This is a genomic window from Halorarum halophilum, assembly GCF_013401515.1.
In the GTDB taxonomy this organism is placed as follows: Archaea; Halobacteriota; Halobacteria; order Halobacteriales; family Haloferacaceae; genus Halorarum; species Halorarum halophilum.
This window is the reverse complement of record NZ_CP058529.1, coordinates 1,313,089-1,339,240: the sequence shown is the minus strand read 5'-3', so window position 1 is coordinate 1,339,240 and position 26,152 is coordinate 1,313,089. Positions and strand designations below refer to the sequence as shown.

Sequence of the window (26,152 nt, the reverse complement as noted above, 5' to 3'; positions counted from 1 at the left end):
GACCCGGGTCGCCGAGATATAAGTTCTCGTCCACGGGGTCTTCCGTGGCGTCGACGCCCGGGAATGGGGTGGTTACTCGACTTCGTCCTCGTCGAGGAACTCCGTCCAGGGACCGTCGATGTGGGGATACTCCTCGACGGCGTCGAAGTCGACTTCCACCCCGAGGCCCGGGCCGTCAGGCACCTCGAAGTAGCCGTCCTCGATGTCGATGTCGTCGACGAGGATCTCCTCGGCCAGCGGGAAGGGGTACATGCCCGCGACGTCGTCGCCGAAGACCGGATACTCCAGGTAGCCCTCCAGCGGCGTCGCCGCCGCGAGGTGGGCGTTCGCGACCAGCCCCAGGTTCGTCCCGAAGTTGTGCGGCAGGAACGTCACGTCCGTCCCCCGGCAGTGTTCGACGACCTCCCAGCACCCCGTGTAGCCCCGGTGGTGTCGGACGTCGCCCTGGAGGAAGCCGACGGCGCCCGTCTCCGCGAGTTCGACGAGGCCCTCCGGCGACTCCTCGCTCTCGCCGCCGGCCAGCGTGACCTCCACCTCGGCGGCCAGGTCCCGGTAGGCGTCGTAGTCGGCCGGCGGCACCGGTTCTTCCAGCCAGTAGGGGTCGAACGCCTCCATCTCGGTCACCAAGTCGACGAGTTCGTCGAACGAGTAGGAGGCGTCGCCCATCTTCCACCAGGTGTGGGCGTCGACCATAATCTCCATGTCGTCGCCCACGGCTTCGCGGATGAGGCGAATGGTCCGGAGGTCGTCGTCGTAGCCCAGTCCCGGGCGGTACTTGTACCCCTTGAATCCCCGGTCCCGTATCGCGGCGGCCTGGTCCGCGTACCCCTCGGGGGGCATGTACATTCCGGCGCTGGCGTACAACGGCATCCGGGTCGTCACGTCGCCGTCGGCGAGCAGATCGTACACCGGGATGCCGCGGCGCTTGCCGAGGATGTCGTGGTACGCGACGTCGACGACCGAGACGGCCTGCGATTCGAGCATCTCGGGGAGGCCGGCGGCCGCGATTCGCTCGTGTATCTCGGCCGGATCCTCGATCGGGTCGCCCGTCACCTCGGGGGCGACCACCTCCTCGATGACGCTGGCGAAGTCGTCCTGGGAGGCGCCCTCGAAGTACTCACGCATCGCAGAACTCGAGGCGCCGCCAGGCGCGACACCTACTTCCCCGTCCGCCGTCTCGACGACGACGAGGACAAAGTCCCGCTTGAGCAGCCGGCGGACGCCGCCCGCGAAGTGGCGATCCTGTGGGGGGTCGATGGGCGAGGAGAGCGTGTGTGCCGTGACGTTCGTGAGTCGCATGTGAACCCCTCTCGCGGAGGGGAGGACATAAAGATACCCGCGGCGGGCACCGTGAGGCGCCTCGTTGACCGAACTGTGCCGCGGTCGACCGGACCGAACCACAGTCAAAAGACGTACTCGGGGCCGTCGACGTACGAGAACCGCTCGTCGTAGTCCTCCCGAAGCGTGAAGCCGAGTCCGGGGCGCTCGGGCGCCTGGACGCGGCCGTCGCGGACATCGAACTCCTCCTCGAAGATGTCGTACATGAGCGGCATGTGTCCCTGGCTCACCTCGAGGACGTGGCAGTTCGGCGTCGCCATCGCCAGGTGGATGCTGGCGGCGAAGAGGACGCCGCTGCCCCAGGCGTGCGGCGCGACACGCAGGCCGCGCGCGGAGGCCATCGCCGCGATACGACGTATCTCGGTGAACCCGCCGGCGCGGGAGACGTCGGGCTGGGCGACGTCGAGCGCGCGCTCCTCGAAGAGGCTCAGGAAATCGAACCGGGTGAACTCCCGTTCGCCCGTCGCGATAGGGATGGTGGTCGCCCGGCGGACCTCCGCCAGGCCGGCGTGGTCGTCCGGCGAGACCGGCTCCTCGAACCAGGAGATGTCGTAGGGTTCGAGCGCGTCGGCGAGCCGGATCGCCGTTGACACGTCCAGACAGCCGTGGGCGTCGACCATGAGGTCGACGTCGTCGCCGATGCCGCGCCGTGCCGCCTCGACCCGGCGGACCGTGTGCTCGATGGCGAAGTCGTCCTCGCCGACGACGCGCATCTTCACGGCGTCGAACCCCTTCTCGGCGTAGCCGCGCAGCTCCGCTTCGGCCGCGTCGCCCGGAGCCCACCCGCCGCTCGCGTACGCCCGGATGTCGTCCCTGACTGGGCCGAGCAGCTTGTAGACGGGCTGGTCGAGGAGCTTCCCCTTCAGGTCCCACAGCGCGATGTCGAGCCCCGAGATGGCCTCCAGCGTCACGCCCCGGCGGTCCTCCCGCGGCTGGGAGTACCCCCGCTCCAGCGACGGCTTCCACCGCGACCCGTCGTACATCTTCTCCCACAGCCGTTCCGTGTAGAGGGGATCTTCGTCGAGCAGCAGCGGCGCGAGTTCGTGTTCGACGATGCTCGTTATCGTCGGCGGGTTGCCGAGTGACGCGCCGACGCCGGTCGACCCGTCGTCGCTCTCGACGAAGACCAACGTCGCGTCCGTCTTCACCTTGGTTCCGAGGTCCGTTCGGTGGCGTTTTTCCTCCGGTACTGGGTCCGACAGCGGGACAGCACGCACGTCCGTGATGTGCATGCACCCGCCAACGCGGTTCGAACGTAAAGAGCTATCACACAACACGACGGGTTCCGAGGTCCAGCGGACCGACCGGGAATCGCCGGGTCTGGCGAACACGAGTCGGAACTGGGTCCACGAAAGGGGGCCGGCACCCGCGAAGCGGGCCGACGCACGCCTGCGAACCGAGCCGTGGCGACGGTGACGGTACGCGTAGTGTAGTCCCGTCCCCACCGGAATTCTCGTCGCCCCGACCACAGGGTCATATGGAATGGGTGCGATGAGGGGCCATGGCGCTGACCGTTCAGCCGTCCGAAGTGCTCGAGGCGTACGTCCCGGACGAGGGCATCGAACTCCGCCCCCTCGTCAGCAGCGACGACCTGATGGTGGTGCGCGTCGACATCGCGCCGAGCGCGACGCTCCAGGTGCACGAACACCCCCACGAACAGGCGGGCTACGTCGCCGAGGGGTCGTTCACGTTCACCGGCGACGAGACGCGCGACGTCGAGGAGGGCGACGGCTACTACGTCCCGCCCGGTCACCGGCACGGCGTCGAGGGCGGCGACGACCACGCCGTCGCCATCGACGCGTTCACGCCCGCCCGCGAGGGCTACCGCGAGCGGTTCGACCACCTCTGAGCCGGCGTCGTCAGGGCGTCGGCGCACTGGTAGCCGAGGCGGACGCCGCTCGGCTGCTGGAGGTTCGCGAGCAACTGCCGGACGTCCGAACGGGCCAGGTCTGGGGCGTCGTCGGCGGACGCGCGTGCGGTCACGACGTACGACCCCCACACGAGGACGGCATCGGCGCCCGACTTCTCGCCCGGCTGAACCTGCGCCATCGCGCGGTCCGGCGAGCGCCAGCGGTCGACGGAGAGCCGGTACTGCCGGCCGCTCGGCGACTCGTAGACGATGAAATGGCGGACGGGCGGGAATACTGACCGCCGTTCGTCGTTGGGGTCGAAATCGGTGAGGTTCCCGTCGAGGACGACTTGCCATCCCTCCAGCCCTGACGTGCTCGCCGTCCGCACGACGCCGGGCCTGATGAGGACCGGGTGGGCGTCGGCCGGGGGAGGGGGACACGCTGACGGCAGGTCGAGCGCCGCGGGTATCGGCGTCGGCGTCGTGGTCCCGGTCCGAGTCCAGGTCGGTGCGCCACCCCCGCCGTCGACGTCGTCGCCGATTCGTGACGTCGACCCCCGGTCGAACTGGGGGCCGACGAGCAGGGGGGTCGTCGCCCCGACCACGACGAGAAGGAGCACCGCCACCGCCGCAAGCGTGCGCGACGAGAGGGTCGTCCGGACGCGGCGAGACTGCGGAATGCCCCGGGCCCGCTCCGTCCCGTGGGAGATACGGGCTCCGAGCGTCGGGTGTTCGGCGCCCGCCCGGAGGTGGCGCTCCCGGAGGCGTCGCCGGTCGGCGTCACCGATGGCGTAGGCGAACCGCTCGTAGAGGTCGCTCGCGTCGACGTGTTCGAACCCGACGTCGGGGCGGAACAGCCGGACGGCGTGGACGGCGGCGCGACCCACCGGACCGCGGGTGACGACGACGTCCGTCGCGTTCGGCCGGGCCAGGAACGAGGCGGTCGCGGCGCCCGTCCCGACGACGCGGAGCGTCGACGACTCGCGGCCGGCTTCGTCGGTCGCCTCGAAGCGGTCCGGCGCTTCGACGATCGTACGCCACCCGCGAGCGGTCCAGAGCGCGGCCACGAAGTCGACGAACGCCGGACCGTCGAGCGACCGGAGTGCCAACACGAACCGCCTCTTTGCGTCGGAAGTCATCGGTGAGCGGTGGGGCCGCGCGCCGTCCCGATTCCCGTTCCGGGTTCGACGGCCTCCGTTGGTTCCGCTACGGTGAACCGCTATATCAGCGTGGTCCCCGTCGGCCACGCGGGAGCGTTCGGGGATCGCACCCATCATTTATTATGAGACTCCCCCTCCTCTCTCCTGAGATGCTACACGCCCAGGGAACACTCCTCACCGTCGACGTGGGCGCACGGGAGGCGGACACGACGAACATCGACGACGAACTCTCGCAGTTCGTCGGCGGAAGGGGCATCGCGACGAAACTGGGCCACGACCGGATCCCGTTCGACGCCGACCCGTTCGGCCCGGAGAACCGGGTCTACTTCTCGACGGGGCCGTACCAGGTCTCCCAGATGAGCTTCACCGGTCGGATGAACATGACGGGGCTCTCGCCGCTGACGGACGGCCTGCTGTCGACGAACGCCGGCGGCTACATGTCGCGGGAGTTCGCGGACACGGGACACAGCGTCGTCGAGATCACCGGCGCGAGCGACGAACTCGTCGCGGTGCACGTCACCGACGAGGGCGTCGAGTTCGAACCAGTGCCCGACCTCGAAGCGGCGAAGACCTCCGAGGTGACCAAGTACATGGCCGACGAACACGACCTGGCCCCAGAGAACATCGCCTGCATCGGCCCCGGCGGAGAAAACCGGGTCCGCTTCGCCTGCGTGATGACCTACGAGAGCCGCGCATTCGGTCGCGGTGGCCTCGGCGCGGTGCTCGGGGCGAAGAACGTCAAGGCGGTCACGTTCCGGGGCGACTCCCGTCGGGAGATCGACCTCGACGAGGAGGCGATGTCGGAGATCCACCGGACGGCCGCCACCGCCGACGACATGATGAAGCGGCAGGGGACGACCGCCAACACCGAGTTCATCAACGACAACTTCTCGCTGCCGACGCGGTACTTCTCGGAGATGAACTTCGAGCACGTCGAGGATATCGGCGGCGACGCCGTCGAGGAGAAGAAGTACAAGAAGGGGGCGTGTTCGGTCTGTGCGTTCGCCTGCAAGCTTCCGACGAAGGACGAGGCCCGCGGCCTCGTCACCGAGGGGCCGGAGTTCGAGACGGTCATGTCGTTCGGGAGCAACTGCGGCGTCGGCGACATCGTCGACGTGATGCAGTCGAACGAACTCTGCGACGAGTTCGGCCTCGATACCATCTCCTGTGGCGACACCGTCGCGGCGTACCTCGCCTCCGAGGACGAGTTCGGCAACCCCGAGTTGGTCCACGAGACGGTCGAGAAGATCGCCCACCGCGAGGGCGTCGGCGACCTGCTCGCAGAGGGTGTCGCCCGCGCCCACGAAGAACTCGGCGTCGAGAACTGGTCGGTCAAGGGCATGGAGTTCGCCGCCCACGACGGCCGCGTCCTCAACGGACAGGGGCTGAGCTACGCCGTCGCCAACCGCGGCGGCGACCACATGTACACGACGACACTCCGCCTCGAATACGACGGCGAGATCGACCCCGAGGGCCTCGACGGCAAACCCGAGATCGTCAAACGGCGCGAAGACATGTGCGCCTTCCGCGACAGCGGCATCGTCTGTGCGTTCGGCGACAGGAGCGAGTACGTCGACGAGGCGTTCCACGAGACGCTCATGGGCTGTGAGTACGAGGATCTGATGGCGATGGGCGCGCGCGTCGTCGAGATGGAGCGACACTTCAACAACAAACGCGGGATGGACCGCGACGACGACGTCCTCCCGTACGACCTTCCCGACTTCGAGTCGGCGCTCGACGAGTACTACGAACTCCGCGGCTGGAACGACGACGGCACCGTCCCCGACAGCACGGTCTCGGAGTACGCCGAGGCGGACGACTGAGCCCGCTGCCGACGTCCCCTATTCTCGCCCGCCGACGACCTGCGGTGCCGTCCGGAGCACGTCGCCGTCCTCCAGTTCCGTCGCCAGTTCATCGCGCTGTCTGACGTTCGTCCCGTTGACGGTGACGTTGACGTGGGTGTCGATGTCGCCCTCGTCGTCGAGGAGACGTCCGTCGAGCACGGGGTAGTCCGCGACGAGGTCCGCGACGAGGTCGGCAACCGTCGCTCCCTCGGGGAGCGTCCGGACGAGCGTCTTCTCGCCCACGTCCTCGCGCATCGGACCAAACAGCTTGACTTCGACGTCCATGCCCGGTGTAACCCCTCCGTCGATATGTAAGCTCCCGTTCCGGTTCTCGTCCACGAACGCGTGTGATCGGGTGACACAACCCTTTTCTTCCGTCCCGGAGTGCGCCGGGACGTATGAATCCGGACTTCCACCGCGCGCTGACCGCCCGCGAGCGACTCACCGGCACCTGGATCTCCATCGGTCACCCGGCGGTCGGGGAGATGAGCGCTCAGCTGGGCTTCGATTACGTCGTCGTCGACACCGAACACACCTCGACGAGTGTCTCGGAACTCGAGGACGTCATACGGGCCGTCGAGGCCGCAGAGGGCGATACTGCACCGCTGGTGCGCGTGCCGAGCCACGACCCGGGCCGCGTCAAGCGCGTCCTCGATGCGGGGGCCGTGGGACTGATGTTTCCGATGGTCGAGACGGCCGAAGAGGCCGAGGACATCGTGGCCGCGATGCGCTACCCGCCCGAGGGCGTCCGCGGCGTCGCGCCCGCCCGCGCCTCCGACTACGGCCGCAGCCTGGGCGAGTACTTCGCGGGCGCCAACGATGGCCTCGTGACTATCACCCAGATCGAGACCCGGCGGGGCGTCGAGAACGCGGCGGAGATCGCCGCCGTCGACGGCGTCGACGCGATACAGATCGGCCAGGGCGACCTCTCGGCCTCGCTCGGCGCGTTCGGCGACTGGGGGGCCAAGGACTTCCAGGGGGCCGTCGACGACGTCGTCGAGGCCGCCCACGCGGCCGACGTCCCCGTGGGGATGCTCGCACTCAATCACGACGGCATCGACCGATGGCTCGACGCTGGCGTTGACTTCATGCAGGTCGGTGCCGACATGGTCTACCTCACCGAGGGCGCGAAGGCGGCCAAAGCGCACTTCGAGGACGCCGTCGATGGGTAGGACCGACGCTCTAATACCAGTCGGTCCGTACGCCGCCCCGTGCAGGTAGAGGTCAACTGTTACGGCGCGGTCGGCGAGGCGGTAGGCGGGAAGTCACACGAGATGACGCTCGAGGACGGCGCGACGGTGCGGACGGTCGTCGAACGGCTCGACGAGCGCGCGCCGGGACTGCTCGACAGACTCCTCCACGACGACCCGAAGCCGCTGGTGGTGATGCGGAACGTGCGGCACGTCTCGATACAGGACGGGGGCGGGACGCGCCTCGAAGACGGCGACACGCTCGCGCTCTCGGACCCGCCGATGCCGGAAGGCTAGCGCCCCGGGTCGAGGCTTCAGATCAGGTGGCGTGTCCCGTCGTCGAACAGGGCGTCGAGTTGCTCGATGCAGGAGGTGCCGCTTGCGAGGACCTCCCTGTCAAGATGGGCGGAGAACTCGGCCTGGAGGTCGCCGCCGACGTCCATGCTGAGTTCGTAGTCCTCGGACTTGTAGCCGAACGACCCCGCCATCCCGCAACACTCGACGGTGGAGGTCCCCACGTCGAAGCCACGCCCGTCGAGGACCGCCTCGGTGTGGGCGTCGAGGCCGAGCGTCAGTTGCTGGCTGTGAGCGTGAGAGGCGACCGCCTCGGCCACTGTCTCGACGAACCCCCCGGTCGTCGTTCTGGTCCAACTCGACCCCTGCTCCTCCAGGGATGGCTCGAATTCCGTAGGGGGTTGTACAGCCATGCCACATCTCACCGACCCAGTACGGGTACCGTTCGACCGCTCCGACCGGTTCCGAGGTCCGTTCCGACCGTCCCGACTGCCTCGGGAAGTGAATACTCACTCCTCGAACAGTCCGTGCGGCGTCGCGACCGTTGCGTCCGGCTCCGGGCCGGCGTCGTCCTCGCGCGCGTGTTCGGTAACGAGCACCGCGTCGATGCCGACACGCCTGGCGCCCGCGACGTCGGAACCCCGTGAGTCGCCCACCATCGCGACGCGACCCTCGACGCCCGACAGCGCCCGCTCGAACAGTTCCGGTTCCGGCTTGCCGACGACGGTGGCGTCCCGCCCAGTCGCGGCCCGGAGTGCGGCCACCAGCGCGCCAGTTCCTGGGGCGATGCCCTCCTCAGTCGGGTAGGCACCGTCGGCGTTCGCGGCCACGAACGACGCGCCGTTACGGACGAGACGGGTCGCGGTCGCGAGGTCGTCGTACGTCGCCGTCCGAGCGAGGCCGACGGCGACGGCGTCAGCGTCCGCCTCGGTCGGCCGCACGCCGTGGCGGCGCATCTCCTCGGTGAAGCCGTCGCTGCCGAGGACGTAGACGGACGATGCGCCCGCATCGGCCAGGTGGGCCGCGGTCGCCGACGCGGCGGTGAACGTCTCCTCGACTGCTGCCTCGACGCCGAGCGATTCGAGGTGGTCGCTGACGCTCTCGCGGGTCGACCGGGAGTTGTTGGTAACGAAGCGGACCTGGGCCCCCCGGTCGCGGAGGCGTTCGAGCGTCTCCACTGCCCCCGTCACGGGGCGGTCGCCAACCACGACGACGCCGTCGAGGTCGAAGAGGAACGCGTCGTACCGGTCTGCGAGCATCGACCGACGGTTCCCCTCCGCTGTACTTCAGCCTCCCGTTCGGGCCGCGTCGGTTCTCCGGTCCTCCCCGTCGGCGAGGACGGTCCGCATCACCTCGTCTTGCGGCGTCAACCGCAATGATTCACGGTCGAGGTCGACGGGCACTCTGGCGGCTAGCCGGCCGTCAGCCCGCCCGTGGCTATAAGACCGTCTGCACGGTTCGTTCCCGTATGTCCGAGGGCGTCCACTCGATCACCGAGACGAACAGCATCAAGTCCCCCGCCGATGTCCGCTACGGCATCGGTGCGACTGGGGAACTCGCCGAGTTCGCCGGAAGCGAGGGCGTCGAGCGAGCGCTCGTCGTCACCGACGCCGACATCGTCGCCGCCGGCGTCCTCGACCCTATCGAGGGCGCGCTCGAATCCGCTGGGGTGGCGGTCGAGGTATTCGACGGCGTCGAACCCGAGCCGAAGCTGTCGATGGTCGAGGACGCCGCGGCTGCGCTCCGCGCGGACGAGTTCGACCTCGTGGTCGGCGCTGGCGGGGGGAGCTGCATGGACACCGCGAAACTGGCGTCCGTGCTCGCAGTCCACGACGTGCCTGTCCGCGACACCGTCGGCATGGGCAACGCCCCCGGGGCAGGCCTGGCGCTCGCGCTCCTGCCGACGACGGCCGGCACCGGCAGCGAGGTGACCCACATCGGCGTCTTCTCGGACTCGGAGGACGGCGGCAACAAGGTCGTCGTCTACGACGACCAGCTCTTCTCGGACCTTTCCATCGTCGACCCGGCGCTCACCGAGTCGCTCCCGGCGGGGATCGCGGCCGCGACGGGAATGGACGCGCTCACCCACGCGATCGAGTCATCCGTGACGATGCTGCGGACGCCGTACTCCGACGTGCTGGCCCGTGACGCCATCGAGCGCATCGGCGACAACCTCCGTGCTGCGGTCCACCAGGGCGCGGGCAACGACCGCGCGCGCTACGAGATGAGTTTCGCCGCGACGACGGCCGGCAAGGCGTTCGTCAACTCCGGGCTTGGCGCGGTCCACGCGCTCACCTACCCGCTTGGCATCGAGTGCGGCATTGGTCACGGCCTCGCGAACGCCGTCCTCCTGCCCCACGTCATGGCGTATAACGTCCCCGCCGAACCCGAACACTTCGCCGAGATCGCTCGACTCCTCGGCGAGGAGCGGGCTCCCGGCGAGTCGACGCTCGATCTCGCGTACCGGAGCGTCGACGCCGTCATGGAACTCAACGACGACGTCGGCATCCCCAACCACATCAGCGAACTCGGCGACGTCGACCCCGACGAGTTCGACCGCTTCGCGGACATCTGCTTCGAATACTCGGAACATAACATCGAGCGGAACCCCCGCGACATGGACCACGACGACGTGGTCGGCGTCTTCGAGGACGCGTACTGACCATCGGTTTTGCGATGCGCTGGCATACCTTTAGGGCCGCCCGCGCCGACTTAAGTGGCGATGCGCATCAGCGAACTGGAGATCCACGAGTTCACCTACCGACTCGACGACGTGGGAATGTCACACGGCCACCAGGGGTACGACCCCGGGAACGTCCTCGAACCGCCGGGGTTCGTCCTCACGATACGGACCGCCGACGGTCTGGAAGGCCACTACCGCGGCTTCTACTTCGTCCCGCCGATGCTGGCACAGATCAGGATGGCGTCGTCGGCCCTGCTCGACCGCGACCCGCTCGAACGGGAGGACATCTGGCAGGACCTCTGGAAGGCGATGCGCCACCTCGACCACGTCGGGATGGGCCCCATCGACGTCGCGCTGTGGGACCTCGCGGGTAACCACTACGGCGCGTCCGTCTCGGAACTCCTCGGCGGCACCAGCGAGCCGGTGCCGGCGTACGCCTCGACGTTCATGGCCGACGATAACGGCGGGCTGGATTCGCCGGAGGCGTACGCTGACTTCGCCGAGGAGTGTCTCGACCGCGGCTTTCCCGCCTACAAGCTGCATGGGTTCGGCGCCCCCGACGGGGACGTCGCCGCCTGTCGCGCGGTCGCCGACCGCGTCGGCGACGAGATGGACCTCATGCTCGACCCGGCCAGCGAGTACGACACCTACGCCGACACCCTCCGCGTCGGACGAGCCCTCGACGAACTCGACTTCTTCTGGTACGAGGACCCGATGGCCGACGGCGGCGAGAGCATGGAGATGACACGACAACTTGCCCGTGACCTCGACACCCCCATCCTCGGCGTCGAACACGTCCGGGGCGGGCCCTACACCCGCGCGAACCACCTCGCCGACGAGGCGCTCGACCTCGTCCGCGCCGACGCCCACCTCGACGGGGGCATCACCGGCGCGATGAAGATCGCGAACGTCGCCGAGTCGTTCGGCCGCGACGTCGAACTCCACGTCGGCGGCCCCGCACACCTCCACTGTATGAGCGCCATCCGCAACACGAACTACTACGAACACGGCCTCGTCCACCCGGCTGGCATCGAGTGGATGAGCGCACAGGGCTTCCTCGAGTCGCCTGAGCACATCGACGACGACGGCACCGTTCCGATTCCCGACGGCCCCGGCCTCGGCGTCGAGGTCGACTGGGACTTCGTCGACGAGCGCCTGACGAACCACGAGGTCATCGACGAACCCCTCGTGAGCGGTCTCGCCTAGAGCGGGAGATCCGTCCGGTACTCCTCGAGCACATCTCGGTCCAGCGTCACGCCGAGTCCCGGCCGGTCCGGGACCTCGACGCGGCCGTCCTCGGCGGTGAAGTCCTCCTCGACGAGGTCCCAGCGGAGCGGCGACTCCTCGACGCAGTATTCGAGCAGCGGCGCGTTCCGCGTGGCCGCGATGAGCTGGAGGTTGGCGGCGACGATGACGTCCGTGCTGTAACCGTGCGGGACGAAGGGGATCCCCGCCCCCGCCGCGATGTCGGCGATCTTCCGCATGTGGGTGATGCCACCCGACCGGGCGACGTCCGGCTGGACCGCGTCGGGACGGCCGCGGTCGACGAACTCCCGGAAGCCGTAGGCGGTGTACTCCTCCTCGCCGCCGACGATTCGCGTCTCGCAGGCGTCGGCGATAGCGGCGTAGCCGTCGAGGTTGTCCGCGTAGACCGGCTCCTCCACCCAGTAGAGGTCGTGCTCGCTGTCGAGTTCGTTGATGCCCTTGATGGCGCGTTTCACGTCGCCTTGCCAGACCATGCCCGCGTCGACCATGAGGTCGAACTCGGGGCCGAGCACGTCGCGAGCCGCGCCGACGAGTTCGAGGTCCTGTACCCGGTCCCGTCCGAACCCGCCCCAGCCGAACTTGATGGCCGAGAAGCCGTCGTCCAGCGCCTGTCCGGCCTCCTCGCGCACGTGGTTGAGGTCGGTCGGTTCCGCCGGGAAGAGGGTGCTCGCGTAGGCCCGCACGGAGTCGCGGTGTTTGCCCCCGATTAGCTGGTAGAGCGGTCGGTCGGTCGCCTTCCCGACGACGTCCCACATCGCCATGTCGACGGCGCTCATCGCGGTGATGGCCGCGCCGCGCCGCCCGAAGAAGTAGGTGCGGTCGTACATCTCGTTCCAGAGCGCCTCCACGTCGAAGGGGTCGCGGCCGAGCAGCACCTCCTTCAGCCCCGCGCTCTTGTCGTGGGAAACCGGCGCCTCGACGATGGCCTTCACCACGAGCGGCGAGGAGTCTGCCTCGCCGACGCCCGTGATCCCCTCGTCGGTCTCCACCTCGACGATGCACGCGTCCTGTGAGCCGTCGGCCTTCTCGCCCTCGACCTCGTCGACCGACAGCGTGTGGACGACGATGTCCGTGATCTCCATGCAGGGTACACCGGCTGACCCCGCCAAGAATCTTCGCCCCGTCCGTCGAGAGCGGTTTTTCGTCGCGGTTCGGGGTACCAGCATGCGACACGACAACGAGATGCGGGAGACACTCGAATCGCCAGTGTGCCCGTCGGCTACTCGGTAACGAGCCCATCGTCGCCGAGACGGGCGAGGGACCACACGCCACCGTCGGCGACCTCGTCTACTCCGGCAGAACCCCGAACCGGCGGCGAGTCGGTCTGCGACGTCGACGGCGAGAGGGTGGCGGTCACGCCCGTCGACTTGCCGTACGTCCCGCCGGGAATCCACGTCGACGCGGGGGCGTGCTACGAGAGCATCGACCGCCTGCGGGAGCGGGTCAGCGAGGATGGCGTCAACCTGAGCGGGCACATGCCGGAGGTGCTCGACCACGACAGCTACCCGGTCACGTAGTCAGTCGAGGTCGAAGACGTCCTCGCCCGGCGCGGCGTGTTCGGTGACCACCTCGGCGTCGAGGTCGATGCCGATGCCCGGTTCCTCGGGCACCTGGATCTCGCCACCGACGATGAGTGGGTCGCCCGTGTGCAGGTCGTCCCACCAGTCGACCTCCCGGGCGTGCCACTCGAGCGCGAACGCGTTCGGCACGGTGGCGCAGGCGTGGACGCTCGCCATCGTCCCGACCGGGCTGGAGATGTTGTGGGGCGCGACAGGAACGTCGAAAGCGTCGGCGACGGTGGCGATCTTGCGGAGTTCGAGGAGGCCGCCGCACTTCTGAATGTCGGGTGCGACGACGTCGACCGCCTGCTCGGTGAGGAAGGGCAGGAACCCCTCGACGCGGGTAAGGTTCTCGCCCGCGAGGACGGGCGTGCTCGTGCTCTCTGTCACCTTCCGGTGGGCATCGACGTTCTCAGGGGGGACCGGGTCCTCGATCCAGTCGAGGTCGTACTCCTCGACGCCCCGAGCGAGTTTCGTCGCCGTCTCGACCGTGAAGTTCCAGTGGAGGTCGAAGCCGAGCGTCGGGTCGTATCCCACCTCCTCGCGGACGGCGTCGACAACGTCGATCTTGTGCTGGATGGCGCCGTTCGAGAGCCGCCTGGTGGCCGTGTCGGCGTCCTCTATCTTGACGTCGAGGTCGAACTTCAGCGCGTCGAACCCCTCGTCGATTACCTCGCGGGCGACGTCGGCGTACGACTCCGGTGTGTAGATGTCGCGGGGGTCGGCCTCCGCCGCCGCCGCGAGGTTCTCGCCCGCGTGACAGTCGGCGTATATCCGGACGGCGTCGCGGTACTTGCCGCCGAGCAACTGGTAGACGGGGACATCGAGCACCTTGCCGGCGACGTCCCACAGCGCGATCTCGATGCCACTGACCGCCGCCTGCGAGTAGCCGAGCGACCCGCCGAGTCCGGAGACGAGCTGCGTCATGTGCTCGACGAGACGGTCCACGTCGAGCGGGTTCTCGCCGACGAGCCCTGGCTTCAGGAACTCGATGTACTCGCCGGCCGGCCCGGGGAACGCCTCGCCGAGGCCGTACTCGTCCGCGTCGGTGCTGACCTTGATCAGGTTCCACGGGAAGTTGCCCTCGACGACGACACACTCCACGTCGGTGATCTCGACGTCGCGCTCGGGGTCCCGCCGCAGGCCGTCGGCCCGCAGGTCGCGCCAGCCGACGCCGCCGGTCATGTCCGCTACGAGCTGTCGGTATTTCGAGTCCGGCATGCGAATCGAGGCTCGACGTCGAGCGGCAAATACCTTCGTCCCGCCGGCTCAGAGCCGCGCTAGGAGGACGTCGGGGTCCTCGATGCTCTCGATGACGTGGTCGGCGAACCCCGCGGCGGTGACGCCGTCGACAAGGCGGTGGTCGTACGACAGCGACAGGTGGAGCTGTTCGCGGATCTCCATCTCGCCGTCGACGGCGACCGGCTCCTCCGCGATGCGGCCGAGCCCCATGATGGCCGCCTCGGGGTGGTTGATGATGGGCGTCCCGAAGGTCCCGTGCTCGCTGTGGCTCCCGACGTTCGTCACCGTGAACGTGCTCCCGCGGAGCTGTCCGGGGTCGAGCGACCGTTCGCGCGCGCCCGCCGCGAGGGAGTCGAGTTCCTCGGACACCTCGACGAGCGACTTGCCGTCGACGTCGCGGACGACGGGGACGAGCAGGCCGTCCTCCGTGTGGGTCGCGACGCCGATGTCGTAGTGGTGCTTCTCGATTATCTCCTCGCCCGACTCGGAGACGCTGGCGTTCACGAGCGGGAACTCCGCGAGCGCGGGGACGACCGCCTTCACCACCATCGCCGTGTAGGAGATGCGCGCGTCGTGCTTCCCGTTCAGCCGCTCGCGGAGCTTCACGAACTCGACGGCGTCGGCCCGGAAGCCGGAGGTGACGTGCGGGATCTCGTCCGTCGAGCGGACCATGTTGTCGGCGATGGCCCGCCGCAGTCCCGTCAGAGGGCGACGGGTCTCGCGGTCGTCGGACGTCGAGCGGTCCTCGGCGTCGGTAGCAGCGGGACGAGCTGACTCGTTTACCCCGGCCGCTTCACTCGCTTGGCCGTCGCCGTGTGCGTCTACGTCGGAGCGGAGCACACGACCGCCGGGGCCGGTCCCCTCGACGGCCGAGAGGTCGACACCGGACTCGCGGGCGTACCGCCGCGTGCTCGGGGCTGCGAACACCCGGCCGTCGGCGTCGGCGTCGGCGTCCGCGGTGGTCCCGGCCTCTGCGGGTTCGGCGGACTGGGCGGATTCGGCCGACTCTGAGGACCGGGTCGATCCGGCGGGTTCGGTATCTTCGGCGGATTCGACCCGGTCGATAGCGCCGGTCGCCGTGGTCGTTCCGGCGGCATCGCGCTGTTCCGCCCCCGCCGTTCCACCGCCCGAGGCGGACTCGGACTCGTCGTCCGCTGCACCCTCGACGCTCCCTTCCTGCTGGCGTTCCGTCGGGGGAGCGTCCGTCTCGAAGACGGCGACGACGTCGCCGACGGCGAGCACGTCACCAGGCGACGCGCGCCGTTCCTCGAGTGTCCCCTCGCAGGGGGCCGGGATCTCGACGACCGCCTTGTCGGTCTCGACGTCGACGAGCGGGTCGTCCTCCTCGACCCGGTCGCCCGGGTCGGCGTGCCACTCGACGACCTCCGCCTCGGTCAGCCCCTCGCCGGGGTCCGGCAGCGGGAATTCGTAGCGCGTCATCGTCGCCTCCCAGCCCCCGGTCGTCGGTGCGGTTCGGGTCGCCCGTGTGCGTGCTCAGAACTCATAGGACATCACCGCCCTGATGGCGTGTTCGGCTCGTTCGGCGTCGGGCAGGTAGGCGTCTTCCGTCTGGTGGCCGGGGAAGTGGACGTCGTAGCCGGTCGCGCGCTTGATCGGCGCGTGGAGGTGATCGAGGGCGTACTCGTTCACCAGCGCGGACAGTTCCGCGCCGAGGCCGAGCGTTCGCCGGGCCTCGTGGAGGACGACACACCGGCCGGTCTTCTTCACCGAGTCGAGGACCGTCTCGACGTCCAGCGGCGAGAGGGAGACGAGGTCGACGATCTCGACGTCCGCGTCGACGCTGTCGGCGGCCGTCTCGGCGTGTTCGAGCATCGCACCCCACGTCAGGAGCGTCACGTCCTCTCCCTCGCGGACGACGCGAGCCTCGTCGAGGGACAGGGTGTACTCGCCGGTCGGGACGGCCTCGCGCTCGCCGCGGTAGATCCGCTTGGGTTCGAGGAACATCACCGGGTCGGGGTGGCGGATGCTCGCCGCGAGCAGCCCCTTCGTCTGGGCGGGCGTGCTCGGACAGACCACACGGACGCCCGGTGTGTGAACCAGGAACGTCTCCGTCGATTCGGAGTGGTACTCGCTGGACTTGATGCCGCCGCCGTAGGGGATGCGGACCGTCATCGGCACCTCGATGCCGCCCCCGGAGCGCTCGTGGAGCTTCGCGAGCGAGTACATGAGCTGCCCGAACGCGGGATAAAGAAAGCCCATGAACTGGATCTCCGGCACGACGCGCTCGCCACGCATGGCCATCCCGACGGCGGTGCCGAGGATGCCGTTCTCCGAGAGGGGCGTGTCGATCACCCGCTCCCCCCCGAACTCCTCGTAGAGGCCCTCTGTGGCGCGGAAGACGCCACCGATGGGTCCAACGTCATAGCCGAGGAGCCGGACCGCGTCGTCGCGGCGCATCTCCTGTGCGAGCGTCTCGCGGACCGCGTCAACGACGTTCCACCGTTCCGTGTCGCCCTCGACGTCGAGGGCTACGTCGCCGGAACTCATTTGAACCCCTCCCCGTCGAAGTCGACGAAAGGGTTCTCCCCCATCCCCTCGCGACGTAGTTCGGCGCGCTGGTGGCGTTCGGTCCACGACTCGCCGTGGAGGTGGTTGTCGAACATCCGCTGGGGGTCGGAGCGGGGCACCGATCGCGCAGCCTCGACGGCCTCGTCCACGTCCGCCTCGGCCGCCTCGGCGACGCGGTCCATCTCGTCGTCGTCCATGACGCCCGCCTCGCGGAGGTACGTCTCGAACCGGTCGACCGGATCGAGGTCAGCCCACCGCGCCAGCTCCTCCTCGTCGCGGTAGACGCTGTCCTCGTCGGCGGTGTTGTGGTCCACCATCCGGTAGGTGACGCACTCGAGCAGCGTCGGCCCCCCGCCGTTCCGGGCGCGCTCGATCGCTTCGCGGGATTTCTCGTAGACGGCGAGGACGTCGTTGCCGTCGACGCGGTCGTACGGGACGCCGTGAGCCTCGGCCTTTCGGGCGAACGTCTCGGCGGCTGTCTGTCTGTGCGTCGGGACGGAGATGGCCCACTGGTTGTTGTGACAGATGGTCACCGCGGGGGCCTCGAAGACGCCCGCGAAGTTCAGTGCCTCGTGGAAGTCCCCCTCGCTGGTCGACCCGTCGCCGACGTACGACATCGTCACGGTGTCCCGGTCGTTGAACGCGTCGGCCATCGCGGAGCCGACGGCGTTCGTCACGTTCACCGTGAGCGGGATGTACGGCGGCGAGAAGTTGACCGCCGGGTTCGACTCGTCGTCGAGGTGTTCGGCCACCGTCTCGGGTTCGGCTCCCATGAGGCCCGCGAACGTCCGGGCGAGCGGGGCGTCCCAGTAGATGGACGCGGCGGTTTGCCGGTACGTCGGGAAGCACCAGTCGTCCGGTTCGAGCGCCGCGGCGCTGCCGACGGAGACGGCCTCCTCCCCCGTGGAGGCGGCGTGGATGCTTATCTCGCCGCGCCGCTGCAGGCTGAGCGCCTTCGCGTCGAAGGCCCGGGACCGGACGAACGCCCGGTACATCCGTCGGAGCGTCTCCTCGTCGACGTCGGGCGGATCGTCGAGCGGTCGGCCGTCCGCGTCGAGGACCCGGTAGAAGTCCTCCGAGGGGCGAACTTCCGTCCAGTGGGACATGGTAACCGCGACGTGGGGGACCGTTGAAAGATTTTGGGTGAGAGAGGTTTGATCGCCGTGTTCTCGCGGGTAGGCCGCATCAGTAGGACGATTCGCGCGACAGCCAGCCCCCGTTCCCGTCCGTCGCCCGGGTTCTCCTCCTCGCCTGGGTTCCCCTCCACCGCCCGTCCTAGTCGTAGACCCGCCCGCCGAGCGCGTGTTCCTCGACGTAGTCCCAGTCGTAGGTGACGCCGATGCCCGGCCCGTCTTGGACGGACACGTGTCCATCGTTGACGGCGTCCATCGCGTCCGTGTAGCCGTCGACGTAGACGGGGGCCTCGACGTGTGGCACCCCGAAGTCCGGGCCGACGAGGCCGAGTTCGTAGTAGTTCGTGTTGCGCGTCGCCGCCAGCAGGTGCCGCTGGACGGGCCCGGCGAGGTGATACTCCACGTCGAGGCCGAATCCCTCGGCGGCGCGGGCGCGCTTTATCGCGCCCGTGATCCCGCCGTCCCACTCGGGATCGGCGCGCGCGAAGTCGGTCGCTTCCTCGGCGATGAAGTCCGTGTGCGGTTCCAGCCCACGGACCAGTTCGGTCATCAGAAGCGGCGTATCGAGCAGCTGGCGGAGCTTTCGGCTCGCGTGCTGTGAACGGGTGGCCCCCCGGAGCGGGTCCTCGTACCAGAAGAACCCCTGTTCGTCGCAGGCCCTCCCGACCGTCAGCGCGTCGGCGAATGTGTGATACTCGCCGACCGGGTCCAGCATCAGGTCCATCTCGTCCCCGACGCGTTCGCCGACGGCGTGGATCATCTCGACCTCGCGGTCGATGTCGCGGTCGTCGAGACCGCCGATGGGGTGGATCTTGAACGCCTTGAACCCCCGGTCGAGACACTCCTCGGCGAAGTCGGCGTACGCTTCCGGCGAGTCGAGGCCGCCCGCTTCGCTCCCGAAGTACGTGGAGACGTAGACCGGGAACCGCTCGCGGTAGGTGCCCAGCAGTTCGTGGACGGGCGCGTCGTAGTACTTCCCGGCGAGGTCCCAGAGGGCGATGTCGATGGGGCCGATGCCCATCCGGTCGTACTTGCGGAGCGCGCGCTTCATCTCGCTCCAGTGTCGCTCGCGTGCCAGGGCGTCCTCGCCGATCAGGTAGTCGGCGACCATGTTCACCTGCGCGAAGGCGGACGGATTCCCACCGATGTACTCGCCCGTCACCCCTTCGTCGGTGTGGATTCGGATCCCGTACGTGATCCGCTCGCGCGTCCGTCCGGGTTCGTAGACGAGGTCGAACCCGTGGGGGTTCCTCGTGACGTCCCGTAACGGGTAGGCGAACTCCGTGGTCTCGATGCGGGTGATCGTCGGCGCCATGGATTCGCCACTCCCGGTGAGGGTAAGGGAGTTGCGGTGCCGGCTCAGCCGTCGAGACGGTTCCGCTCGCGAGCGTCCGGGTCGAGCCGACAGCCGTGACCGGGTTCCTCGGGCAGCACGACGTTGCCGTCGCGGACAGTCGGCCCCGCGGCCAGGAGCGGCGAGGCGTCGTACTCCGGGATGTACTCGGCGTACAGGCCGTTGGGCGCGGCGCTGACCAGGTGTGCGCTGACGGCGTAGTGGACGTGCGGTGCAAACAGGACGTCGTGGCTCTCGGCGAGGTGGGCCGCGTTCAGGAGCCCCGTGATCCCGCCGCCGCGGACGAGGTCGGGTTGTGCGACGTCGACGGCACCCGCATCGAGCAGGTGGCGCAGTCGCTCCGGACGGTAGAACATCTCGCCCGTCGCGATGGGGACGCGCGCCCCCGCCGCGACCCGGCGGTACGCGTCGACGTCGTACGCCGAGACGGGCTCCTCGACCCAGCCGACCCCGCGCTCGGCGAGGGCCGCGACCGCCCGCCGGGCCTCCGCGACGGTCCACGCCTGGTTGGCATCGACGAGTAGCTCCGCTTCGTCGCCGAGTGCCGCCCGCAGGGCGTCGACCCGTTCGAGGTCGGCCGCCAGCGACCGCCCGCCGACCTTCGTCTTGAAGGCCTCGAACCCGCGGTCGGCCTGTGTTGTATGCCGTTCGACGACAGTATCCGCGTCCTCGCCCGCGTCGAGGCGCGAACAGTAGGCAGGCACCTCGCGGTCCGTGCCGCCGAGGAGGCGGTAGAGCGGCACTCCCGCCGCCTGTGCCTTGAGGTCCCAGCAGGCAACGTCGACGACCGAACGTGGATGCGCGGAGAACCCGAGTTCGCCCGGGTAGTAGAGCGTCCGCTCGCGCATCGCCTCCCCGAGGGCCGTCGTGGCGAACGGGTCGGCGCCGACCAGCAGGTCCGAGAACTCCCGGGTGTAGCGCGCGAGCAGGTCGGGCACGCGCCACGTGCTGATCCACCCGGTGCCCGTCAGCCCCGCGTCGGTGTCGAGTTCGAGGACGATCCAGTACCGCTCCGTGACCGACGCCCGCGCGTCGCCGAGTTCGGTCCCCAGCGGCACGCGGAGCGCGTCGACTCGGACGTCCGTGATTTCCATCGCTCGCTCACCTCCGCGACCGGCCGACCGCCGAGGCGACCACGCTACCCTGCCTCCCCCCGCGTGAGCGCGTCCATGGGAACGATGCCGGGCCGGTGGACGTCGACCCGGTCGCCGACGGTGATCGGTTCGATCACCCGCGGGTACTCGAACGACGCGGCGTGCTCGACGAGCGATGTCGGATCGCCGTCGAGCCCCTTCCACATACCGTAATGGGTGGGGAGCAGTCGGTCCAGTTGGAGGTCGTTCGCGGCCTCCAACACCTGGTCCTCGTTCATGTAGACGTTCGAGTGGACCGTCTCGCCCGCCGCCGGATCGAACCGACGCCCGTTCGACCCGAACGCGAGGACGCCCGCGTCGATGTCGAACTCCCGACCGACGGACGCGAACGTTTCGGCGGACCTGGAGTCGCCGCCGTGGAAGAATGTCCCCGACTCGTGCTCGAGGACGTAGGAGACGGGTTCGACGGCGTCCGGGTCGTTCGCGCCCCGGACGTGGACGATCAGGTCGCCCACCTCGAAGCGGTCGCCCGCCTCGACCGTCTCACACCGCTCGGCGTAGTCGCTCACGTCGACGTCGCACGTTGCCTCCTCGTACGACGCCGACGGGGCGTACAACGAGGCGCCGAGTCCCTCGACTAGCGGTTTGAACGAGGGCGGGTGCATGTGATCGACGTGTTCGTGCGTGACGAGGACGGCGTCACAGCGCGTCGCGTCGTTCGCGTCCATCGGCACCGGCGCCATCCGGACGAGGTTCGGCGGGCGGCCGTCGCCGAAGTATGGATCGACGTAGATGGTGGTCTCGGGCGTCCGGAGGGCGAACCCATTGCAGCCGAGATACCACGTCGACAGCCCCGACGGGTCGACGGCTTCCACCTCCGCGTGGACGAACCAGTCGCCCCAAGTCGAGTGGACGTCGCTCATCTGAGCGCCTCGAGGCGGTCGCCGAGCACCTCGCGGACCGATCCCACCTCGTCGCCGACGCGGAGGACGGAGTAGCCGTCCTCGAGCGCCGCGGCCGCCGCGTCGGTGTCGTGCTTGGGAGCGCCGAAGGGCACGTTGGCGTCGAGACAGGCCGACTCGATCCGCTCGATCGCGTCGACCACCTCGGGGTGGTCCGTCTCCTGCGGGTGGCCGAGCGAGACGGAAAGGTCGTTCGCGCCGATGAACGCGAAGCCGAGGTGAGGCACCGAGAGGATCTCCTCGACGTCCGCGACGGCCGCCGCGCTCTCGATCATCGCGCCCACGAGCACCTGCTCGTCCTGCCGTTCGGTGAAGTTCTCCGCGTCGGCGCCCCACGCAGTCGGACGACCGCCGCCCCACCCGCGGTCGCCGGGTTCGCCGTCGAACTCGAAACGGGCGGCCCTGACGGCACGCTCCACCTGGTCGGCCGACTCGACCCGCGGGACGAGCAGCGTCGAGACGCCGGCGTCGAGCACCTTGTGGACGAGCGGCGGCTCCCCGTGGGGGACGCGGACAAGGAGTTCGATGTCGGTGCTCTCGGCCGCCCGGACTAGCGGATCGAGGGCGGTGCTGTCGTAGGGGCTCGCGCCCGCGTGCTCGAAGTCCAGCCACACGAAGTCGTAGCCCAGCCGGCCGTACACCTCGACGAGGACCGGGGACATCGTCTCGGCGCGCGCGCCGAGCACGTTGCCGCCGGACTCCAGGCGTTCCCGTACCTTGTTCTCACGGCTCATACGAAGCCGAGTCGCAAACCGGCGGCAAAACGCTTTGGGTGGCGATCACTCGCCGACGTCGACCTCGTTCACAGACGTCTCCGGGAGTCGCCCCTCGTAGACCGTGCGGACATTCGCCGCCGCGCCGCGGCTCATCCGCTCCAGCGCTTCGACGGTGGACCCCGCAACGTGAGGCGTCACCACGACGTTCTCGAACGAGAAGAGCGGGTGGTCGGCGTCCGGCGGTTCCTCCGCGAAGACGTCGAGCCCCGCGCCCGCGAGGGTGCCGTCGTCGAGCGCCGCGACGAGCGCGTCCTCGTCGATGACGCCGCCGCGCGCGGTGTTGACGAGGATGCCGTCCTGGCCGAGCGCGTCGAGTTCCGCCGTCGAGATCGCGCCACGAGTCTCGTCCGTCAGCGGGGTGTGGACGCTCACCGCGTCGGAACAGCCGAAGAGGTCGTCGGTCGTCTCGACGCGCGTCGCCCCCAGCGGTCCCTCGCCGGCCGGGAGGTACGGGTCGTAGAAGACGACGTCCATCCCGAACCCCCGCGCGAGGGCGGCCATCTCGCCCCCGATGCTGCCGCTCCCGAACAGGCCCAGTGTGTCGCCGCGGACCTCGCTCGCCGTGTACTTCGTCCGGTCCCAGGTCCCCCCGCGGACATCGGCGTCGGCGACCCGGATCCGCTTTCGCACCGCGAGCAGGAGCGTCATCGCGTGCTCGGCGACCGAGGGCGCGTTCACGTCGGGCGTGTTGCAGACGACGACGCCCGCCTCGGTCGAGGCCTCGACGTCGACGTTGTCGAGGCCCGCGCCGTGTTTCGAGACGACCTTCAGGCGGTCGGCGCAGTCGAGCAGCGCGCCGTCCACGACGAAAGTCCGGACGACGACGGCGTCGAAACGGCCGATGTCTGCCCGCATCTGCTCGCGGCCGTCGTACTCGTCGTACCACACGCAGTCCGCGACGTCGGCGATGCTCTCCGGTCCCGCCTCGTCCATCGGTTCCGGGACGAGCACGCGCCAGCGATCCTCGGCCATATGCCACCCTTCCGGGACGAGGAGAAAAAAGGTAGCTCCCGGCCGAGGCCGGACCCCCGGTCCCCGTCGAGGGCGGACTTATGGGCCCGCACGCGGAGTGCGAGGTATGCGCGACCTGGAGTACGCCGCGGTGACGAGGCGGGTCGTGGAACGGCTGGGCGAACTGACGGCAGACGACGAGGCGCTCGTCGTCGCCGACCCCGGCGCCGTCGAACTCGGCCGGGCGCTCACACGGGCGGCGCGGGCGGCCGATGCCTCCGCCACCCTGTCGGTCGTCCCGCGTCTCGCGGGCCACGGGGCCGAACCCCCGGCGGGTGTCGCCGCGGCCATGCGCGCCGTCGACGTCGTCTTCGTCGTCACGGAGCACTCGCTGGTCCACACCGAGGCCAGACGGGAGGCCGCCGCCGCGGGCACGCGCGTCGCCGTCCTCCGCGGCGTCACCCCCGAGATGCTCGTCGAGGGCGCGATGACTGCGGACTTCGAGGCGGTGCGGCGGACGACGGGGCTGGTCTGTGACGCGCTCACCGCCGCCTCGGAGGCGCGCGTTAGCTGCCCCGAGGGGACCAAGGCGGCGATGAGCCTCGAGGGCCGGTCCGCGCTCCCGCTCGACGGCTTCTTCCACGACTACGGCTTCTCGAACCTCCCGCCCGGGCTGGCTGTCTGCTCGCCGGTCGAGGGGACGGCGGAGGGGACCATCGTCCTCGACCACGCGATGGACGGCATCGGCGCGTTCGACGAACCGGTCGAACTCGTCCTCGACGGTGGCCGCGCCGTCGAGTTCCGCGGCGGGTCGGCCGCGGCGACGCTGCGGGACCGACTCGACGCCGCCGACGCGAACGCGCGGAACCTCGCGGAGTTCGCCCCGGGGACCAACCCGGCGGCGCGACTCACGCCGAACCTCGCCGAGTGCAAGAAGCGTCTCGGCGTCCTCGACGTGGCCCTCGGCGACAACACCAGCATCGGCGGCACCACGGCGAGCGAACTCCACATCGACAGCATCATCACGCGCCCGGCAATCGAACTGGACGGGCGGGAGGTCCTCCGCGACGGCGAGTACGACGAGGCCGCGCTCCAGGCCGTCGCCGACGGCTGACTACTCGTGGCCCGTGACGGGCACGGGTTCGTAGGGTTCCTCCAGATACGCCACGTCGCTGGCGGACAGCTTCACGTCGAGCGCCTCAACGGCGTCCTCGAGGTGCTCGACGCTCGTCGTCCCCACGATCGGCGCCGTGACCTCGTCGCGGTGGAGGTGCCACGCGAGGGCGATCTGGGCCATCTTCACGCCCTTCTCGGCGGCCAGCTCCTCGACCCGCTCGTTCACCTCGCGCCCCCCGTTCGCGCGATAGACGTCGATGCGCCCCTCGAGGATGTCGTCCGTCTCGGCCCGCCGCGTCGTAGCGAGTTCGTCGTCGGGACGAGCGAGGTAGCCGCGGGCGAGCGGGGACCAGGGGATGACGCCGACGTTCGCTCGCGCACAGAGCGGGAGCATCTCGCGCTCCTCCTCGCGGTAGGCGAGGTTGTAGTGGTTCTGCATCGTCGCGAACCGCTCGGTGCCGAGGCGGTCGCTGGTGGCGAGCGCGTCGGCGAACTGGTGGGCCCACATCGAGGAGGCGCCGAGATACCGCACCTTCCCCCGCCGGACCGCGTCATCGAGTGCACGCATCGTCGTCTTGATCGGCGTGTCGTCGTCCCAGCGGTGGATCTGGTAGAGGTCGACCGTCTCCATGCCGAGGCGGTCGAGCGAGGCGTCGAGTTCCTGCTCGATGGCCTTCCGTGACAGGCCGCCCGAACTCGGGTCGTCCTCCCGCATCGGGTAGTAGAGCTTCGTGCCGACGACGAAGCGGTCCCGATCGTACGCCGAGAGCGCCTCGCCGAGGATCGACTCCGACTCGCCCTTCGAGTAGACGTTCGCGGTGTCGAAGAAGGTCACCCCGAGGTCGACCGCCCGCTCGACGAGATCGCGGCCCACCTCCGCGTCGAGCATCCACCCATGTTGGCTCCCGAAGCTGTTGCAGCCGAGACAGATGCGGCTCACCGTCGTGCCCGTCGCCCCGAGCGTGGTGTACTCCATGCCGCCGACTCCGCCCCAGGGCCGAAAAGCGTTCGGGACGGCGCCGTCGCCGGGAGGGCGCTATCTGTCCGCGTTCCGCGTCCAGTTGCTGAACTTGTCCCGACGGTAGAATCCGAGTTCGGCGACGGCGTTCGGCGCCTCCTGGCGCGCGGCGAAGGCGATGCACTCGGCGAACTCCTCCGGCGTCGCCGAGTCGATGTCGGTGAACCGCTCGTGGGCGGGGCGGCCATCGTGGATGCCGATCTCCGTGTCGACCTCGCTGGGGCTGACGACGGTGACGCCCACGTCGTCGCGGCCGAGATAGCCCGCCAGCGACAGCGCGAACCCGCGGGTCCACCACTTGGAGGCGGCGTAGATCGGCTGGTCGGGACGGGGGTAGTGCCCCGCGAAACTCGCGACAAATATCAGGACGCCCGCCGTCTCCCGGAGCGCGGGAATCGCCGCCTGTGCGGTGAAGAAGGTGCCGTCGACGTTGACGTCCATCAGCGAGCGGTACCGCTCGGTCGAGATGTCCTCGACGGTCCCCTGCCTGTTGATGCCGGCGTTGGCGACGACGACGTCTACGCCCCCGAGCTCGTCGGCCGTCCGCTCGACCAGCTCCCGTACCTGCGTCTCGTCGGTCACGTCCGTCGGGACGGCGAGCGCCCGCCGGCCGTGGTCGGCCTCGATTCCCTCGGCGAGGTCGTGGAGTCGCTCCTCGCGCCGCGCAGCGACGGCCACGTCGGCACCGTCGCGGGCGAGCAGTCTCGCGGCCGCTCGCCCGATTCCGGAGCTCGCACCGGTCACGAGCGCCGTCTTCCCGTCGAGTGGTGTGTCGTCACGTGCCATGACGGCCG

At 69.4% G+C, this 26,152-nt stretch carries 25 protein-coding genes and 1 pseudogene; 8 read left to right on the top strand and 18 right to left on the bottom strand.

Features of this window, described 5'->3' with window-relative positions; all coding sequences use genetic code 11:
- Positions 1-72: 72 nt before the first annotated feature.
- Together HUG10_RS06965 and HUG10_RS06960 are read right to left on the bottom strand one after the other, a co-directional pair.
- Positions 73-1,299, bottom strand: a complete 1,227-nt coding sequence (locus tag HUG10_RS06965; RefSeq protein ID WP_179168878.1) for a mandelate racemase/muconate lactonizing enzyme family protein — start codon at positions 1,297-1,299, stop codon at positions 73-75.
- Between the two features lie 104 nt (positions 1,300-1,403).
- The gene (locus HUG10_RS06960; RefSeq protein ID WP_179168877.1) at positions 1,404-2,570 is read right to left on the bottom strand and encodes a mandelate racemase/muconate lactonizing enzyme family protein; all 1,167 of its coding nucleotides are present in this window, start codon (positions 2,568-2,570) and stop codon (positions 1,404-1,406) included.
- Between the two features lie 269 nt (positions 2,571-2,839).
- Here HUG10_RS06960 and HUG10_RS06955 point away from each other — a divergent pair, with 269 nt between their 5' ends.
- Positions 2,840-3,187, top strand: a complete 348-nt coding sequence (locus HUG10_RS06955; RefSeq protein WP_179168876.1) for a cupin domain-containing protein — start codon at positions 2,840-2,842, stop codon at positions 3,185-3,187.
- Here HUG10_RS06955 and HUG10_RS06950 read toward each other — a convergent pair.
- A complete protein-coding gene (locus tag HUG10_RS06950; RefSeq protein WP_179168875.1) occupies positions 3,160-4,326 on the bottom strand; it encodes a hypothetical protein in 1,167 nt (388 codons plus the stop codon). The genes HUG10_RS06955 and HUG10_RS06950 overlap by 28 nt on opposite strands.
- A 170-nt stretch (positions 4,327-4,496) precedes the next feature.
- Between HUG10_RS06950 and HUG10_RS06945 the strand changes: the two genes are divergently transcribed.
- Positions 4,497-6,170, top strand: a complete 1,674-nt coding sequence (locus HUG10_RS06945; protein ID WP_179168874.1) for an aldehyde ferredoxin oxidoreductase family protein — start codon at positions 4,497-4,499, stop codon at positions 6,168-6,170.
- A gap of 18 nt (positions 6,171-6,188) precedes the next feature.
- Here the strand turns inward: HUG10_RS06945 and HUG10_RS06940 are convergent, their stop codons facing one another.
- Positions 6,189-6,476, bottom strand: coding sequence for a ubiquitin-like small modifier protein 1 (locus tag HUG10_RS06940; protein ID WP_179168873.1), 288 nt, complete (start codon positions 6,474-6,476; stop codon positions 6,189-6,191).
- A 113-nt stretch (positions 6,477-6,589) separates the two neighbouring features.
- On the opposite strand from HUG10_RS06940, the gene HUG10_RS06935 reads away from it, so the two are divergent.
- Both HUG10_RS06935 and HUG10_RS06930 read left to right on the top strand, forming a co-directional pair.
- Positions 6,590-7,363, top strand: a complete 774-nt coding sequence (locus tag HUG10_RS06935; protein ID WP_179168872.1) for an HpcH/HpaI aldolase family protein — start codon at positions 6,590-6,592, stop codon at positions 7,361-7,363.
- A gap of 39 nt (positions 7,364-7,402) precedes the next feature.
- The gene (locus tag HUG10_RS06930; RefSeq protein ID WP_179168871.1) at positions 7,403-7,678 is read left to right on the top strand and encodes a MoaD/ThiS family protein; all 276 of its coding nucleotides are present in this window, start codon (positions 7,403-7,405) and stop codon (positions 7,676-7,678) included.
- Between the two features lie 17 nt (positions 7,679-7,695).
- On the opposite strand, the pseudogene HUG10_RS06925 reads toward HUG10_RS06930, so the two are convergent.
- A pseudogene (locus HUG10_RS06925) lies at positions 7,696-7,989 on the bottom strand (LUD domain-containing protein); the annotation flags it as partial.
- Positions 7,990-8,184: 195 nt separating this feature from the next.
- Entirely contained in the window at positions 8,185-8,934 is a 750-nt protein-coding gene (locus HUG10_RS06920) for an HAD-IIA family hydrolase (RefSeq protein WP_179168869.1), read from the bottom strand.
- A 209-nt stretch (positions 8,935-9,143) separates the two neighbouring features.
- Here HUG10_RS06920 and HUG10_RS06915 point away from each other — a divergent pair, with 209 nt between their 5' ends.
- Both HUG10_RS06915 and HUG10_RS06910 read left to right on the top strand, forming a co-directional pair.
- The gene (locus HUG10_RS06915) at positions 9,144-10,337 is read left to right on the top strand and encodes an iron-containing alcohol dehydrogenase family protein (protein ID WP_179168868.1); all 1,194 of its coding nucleotides are present in this window, start codon (positions 9,144-9,146) and stop codon (positions 10,335-10,337) included.
- Positions 10,338-10,391: 54 nt separating this feature from the next.
- Positions 10,392-11,564, top strand: a complete 1,173-nt coding sequence (locus HUG10_RS06910) for an enolase C-terminal domain-like protein (RefSeq protein WP_179168867.1) — start codon at positions 10,392-10,394, stop codon at positions 11,562-11,564.
- Here the strand turns inward: HUG10_RS06910 and HUG10_RS06905 are convergent.
- Positions 11,561-12,706, bottom strand: a complete 1,146-nt coding sequence (locus HUG10_RS06905) for a mandelate racemase/muconate lactonizing enzyme family protein (RefSeq protein ID WP_179168866.1) — start codon at positions 12,704-12,706, stop codon at positions 11,561-11,563. The genes HUG10_RS06910 and HUG10_RS06905 overlap by 4 nt on opposite strands.
- A 264-nt stretch (positions 12,707-12,970) precedes the next feature.
- Between HUG10_RS06905 and HUG10_RS06900 the strand changes: the two genes are divergently transcribed.
- Complete coding sequence (locus tag HUG10_RS06900) at positions 12,971-13,141, top strand: hypothetical protein (RefSeq protein WP_179168865.1); 171 nt, start codon at positions 12,971-12,973, stop codon at positions 13,139-13,141.
- Here the strand turns inward: HUG10_RS06900 and HUG10_RS06895 are convergent, their stop codons facing one another.
- The 9 genes from HUG10_RS06895 to HUG10_RS06855 form a co-directional block, all read right to left on the bottom strand.
- Complete coding sequence (locus HUG10_RS06895) at positions 13,142-14,404, bottom strand: mandelate racemase/muconate lactonizing enzyme family protein (protein WP_246310227.1); 1,263 nt, start codon at positions 14,402-14,404, stop codon at positions 13,142-13,144.
- Positions 14,405-14,452: 48 nt separating this feature from the next.
- Positions 14,453-15,865 (bottom strand): dihydrolipoamide acetyltransferase family protein, encoded by a 1,413-nt coding sequence (locus HUG10_RS06890; RefSeq protein ID WP_179168864.1) that lies wholly within the window; start codon positions 15,863-15,865, stop codon positions 14,453-14,455.
- A 54-nt stretch (positions 15,866-15,919) separates the two neighbouring features.
- Positions 15,920-16,933 carry an alpha-ketoacid dehydrogenase subunit beta gene (locus HUG10_RS06885; protein WP_179168863.1) on the bottom strand — a complete coding sequence of 338 codons (1,014 nt, stop codon included), beginning with the start codon at positions 16,931-16,933 and terminating at the stop codon, positions 15,920-15,922.
- A complete protein-coding gene (locus HUG10_RS06880) occupies positions 16,930-18,060 on the bottom strand; it encodes a thiamine pyrophosphate-dependent dehydrogenase E1 component subunit alpha (RefSeq protein ID WP_179168862.1) in 1,131 nt (376 codons plus the stop codon). The genes HUG10_RS06885 and HUG10_RS06880 overlap by 4 nt, the downstream gene beginning before the upstream one ends.
- Positions 18,061-18,229: 169 nt before the next feature.
- A complete protein-coding gene (locus HUG10_RS06875; RefSeq protein ID WP_179168861.1) occupies positions 18,230-19,402 on the bottom strand; it encodes an enolase C-terminal domain-like protein in 1,173 nt (390 codons plus the stop codon).
- A 44-nt stretch (positions 19,403-19,446) separates the two neighbouring features.
- The gene (locus HUG10_RS06870) at positions 19,447-20,535 is read right to left on the bottom strand and encodes a mandelate racemase/muconate lactonizing enzyme family protein (RefSeq protein WP_179168860.1); all 1,089 of its coding nucleotides are present in this window, start codon (positions 20,533-20,535) and stop codon (positions 19,447-19,449) included.
- 44 nt (positions 20,536-20,579) lie between these two features.
- A complete protein-coding gene (locus HUG10_RS06865; protein ID WP_179168859.1) occupies positions 20,580-21,458 on the bottom strand; it encodes an MBL fold metallo-hydrolase in 879 nt (292 codons plus the stop codon).
- Positions 21,455-22,231 (bottom strand): HpcH/HpaI aldolase family protein, encoded by a 777-nt coding sequence (locus HUG10_RS06860; RefSeq protein ID WP_179168858.1) that lies wholly within the window; start codon positions 22,229-22,231, stop codon positions 21,455-21,457. The genes HUG10_RS06865 and HUG10_RS06860 overlap by 4 nt, the downstream gene beginning before the upstream one ends.
- A gap of 45 nt (positions 22,232-22,276) precedes the next feature.
- Positions 22,277-23,245: a hydroxyacid dehydrogenase gene (locus tag HUG10_RS06855; RefSeq protein WP_179168857.1), complete on the bottom strand. Its 969-nt coding sequence runs from the start codon at positions 23,243-23,245 to the stop codon at positions 22,277-22,279.
- A 106-nt stretch (positions 23,246-23,351) separates the two neighbouring features.
- On the opposite strand from HUG10_RS06855, the gene HUG10_RS06850 reads away from it, so the two are divergent.
- Positions 23,352-24,338: an aminopeptidase gene (locus HUG10_RS06850; protein ID WP_179168856.1), complete on the top strand. Its 987-nt coding sequence runs from the start codon at positions 23,352-23,354 to the stop codon at positions 24,336-24,338.
- Here the strand turns inward: HUG10_RS06850 and HUG10_RS06845 are convergent, their stop codons facing one another.
- Together HUG10_RS06845 and HUG10_RS06840 are read right to left on the bottom strand one after the other, a co-directional pair.
- On the bottom strand, positions 24,339-25,316 hold the full coding sequence (locus HUG10_RS06845) for an aldo/keto reductase (RefSeq protein WP_179168855.1): 978 nt from the start codon (positions 25,314-25,316) through the stop codon (positions 24,339-24,341). It lies immediately after the preceding gene.
- A 60-nt stretch (positions 25,317-25,376) separates the two neighbouring features.
- Positions 25,377-26,144, bottom strand: a complete 768-nt coding sequence (locus HUG10_RS06840) for an SDR family oxidoreductase (RefSeq protein WP_179168854.1) — start codon at positions 26,142-26,144, stop codon at positions 25,377-25,379.
- Positions 26,145-26,152: the final 8 nt, after the last annotated feature.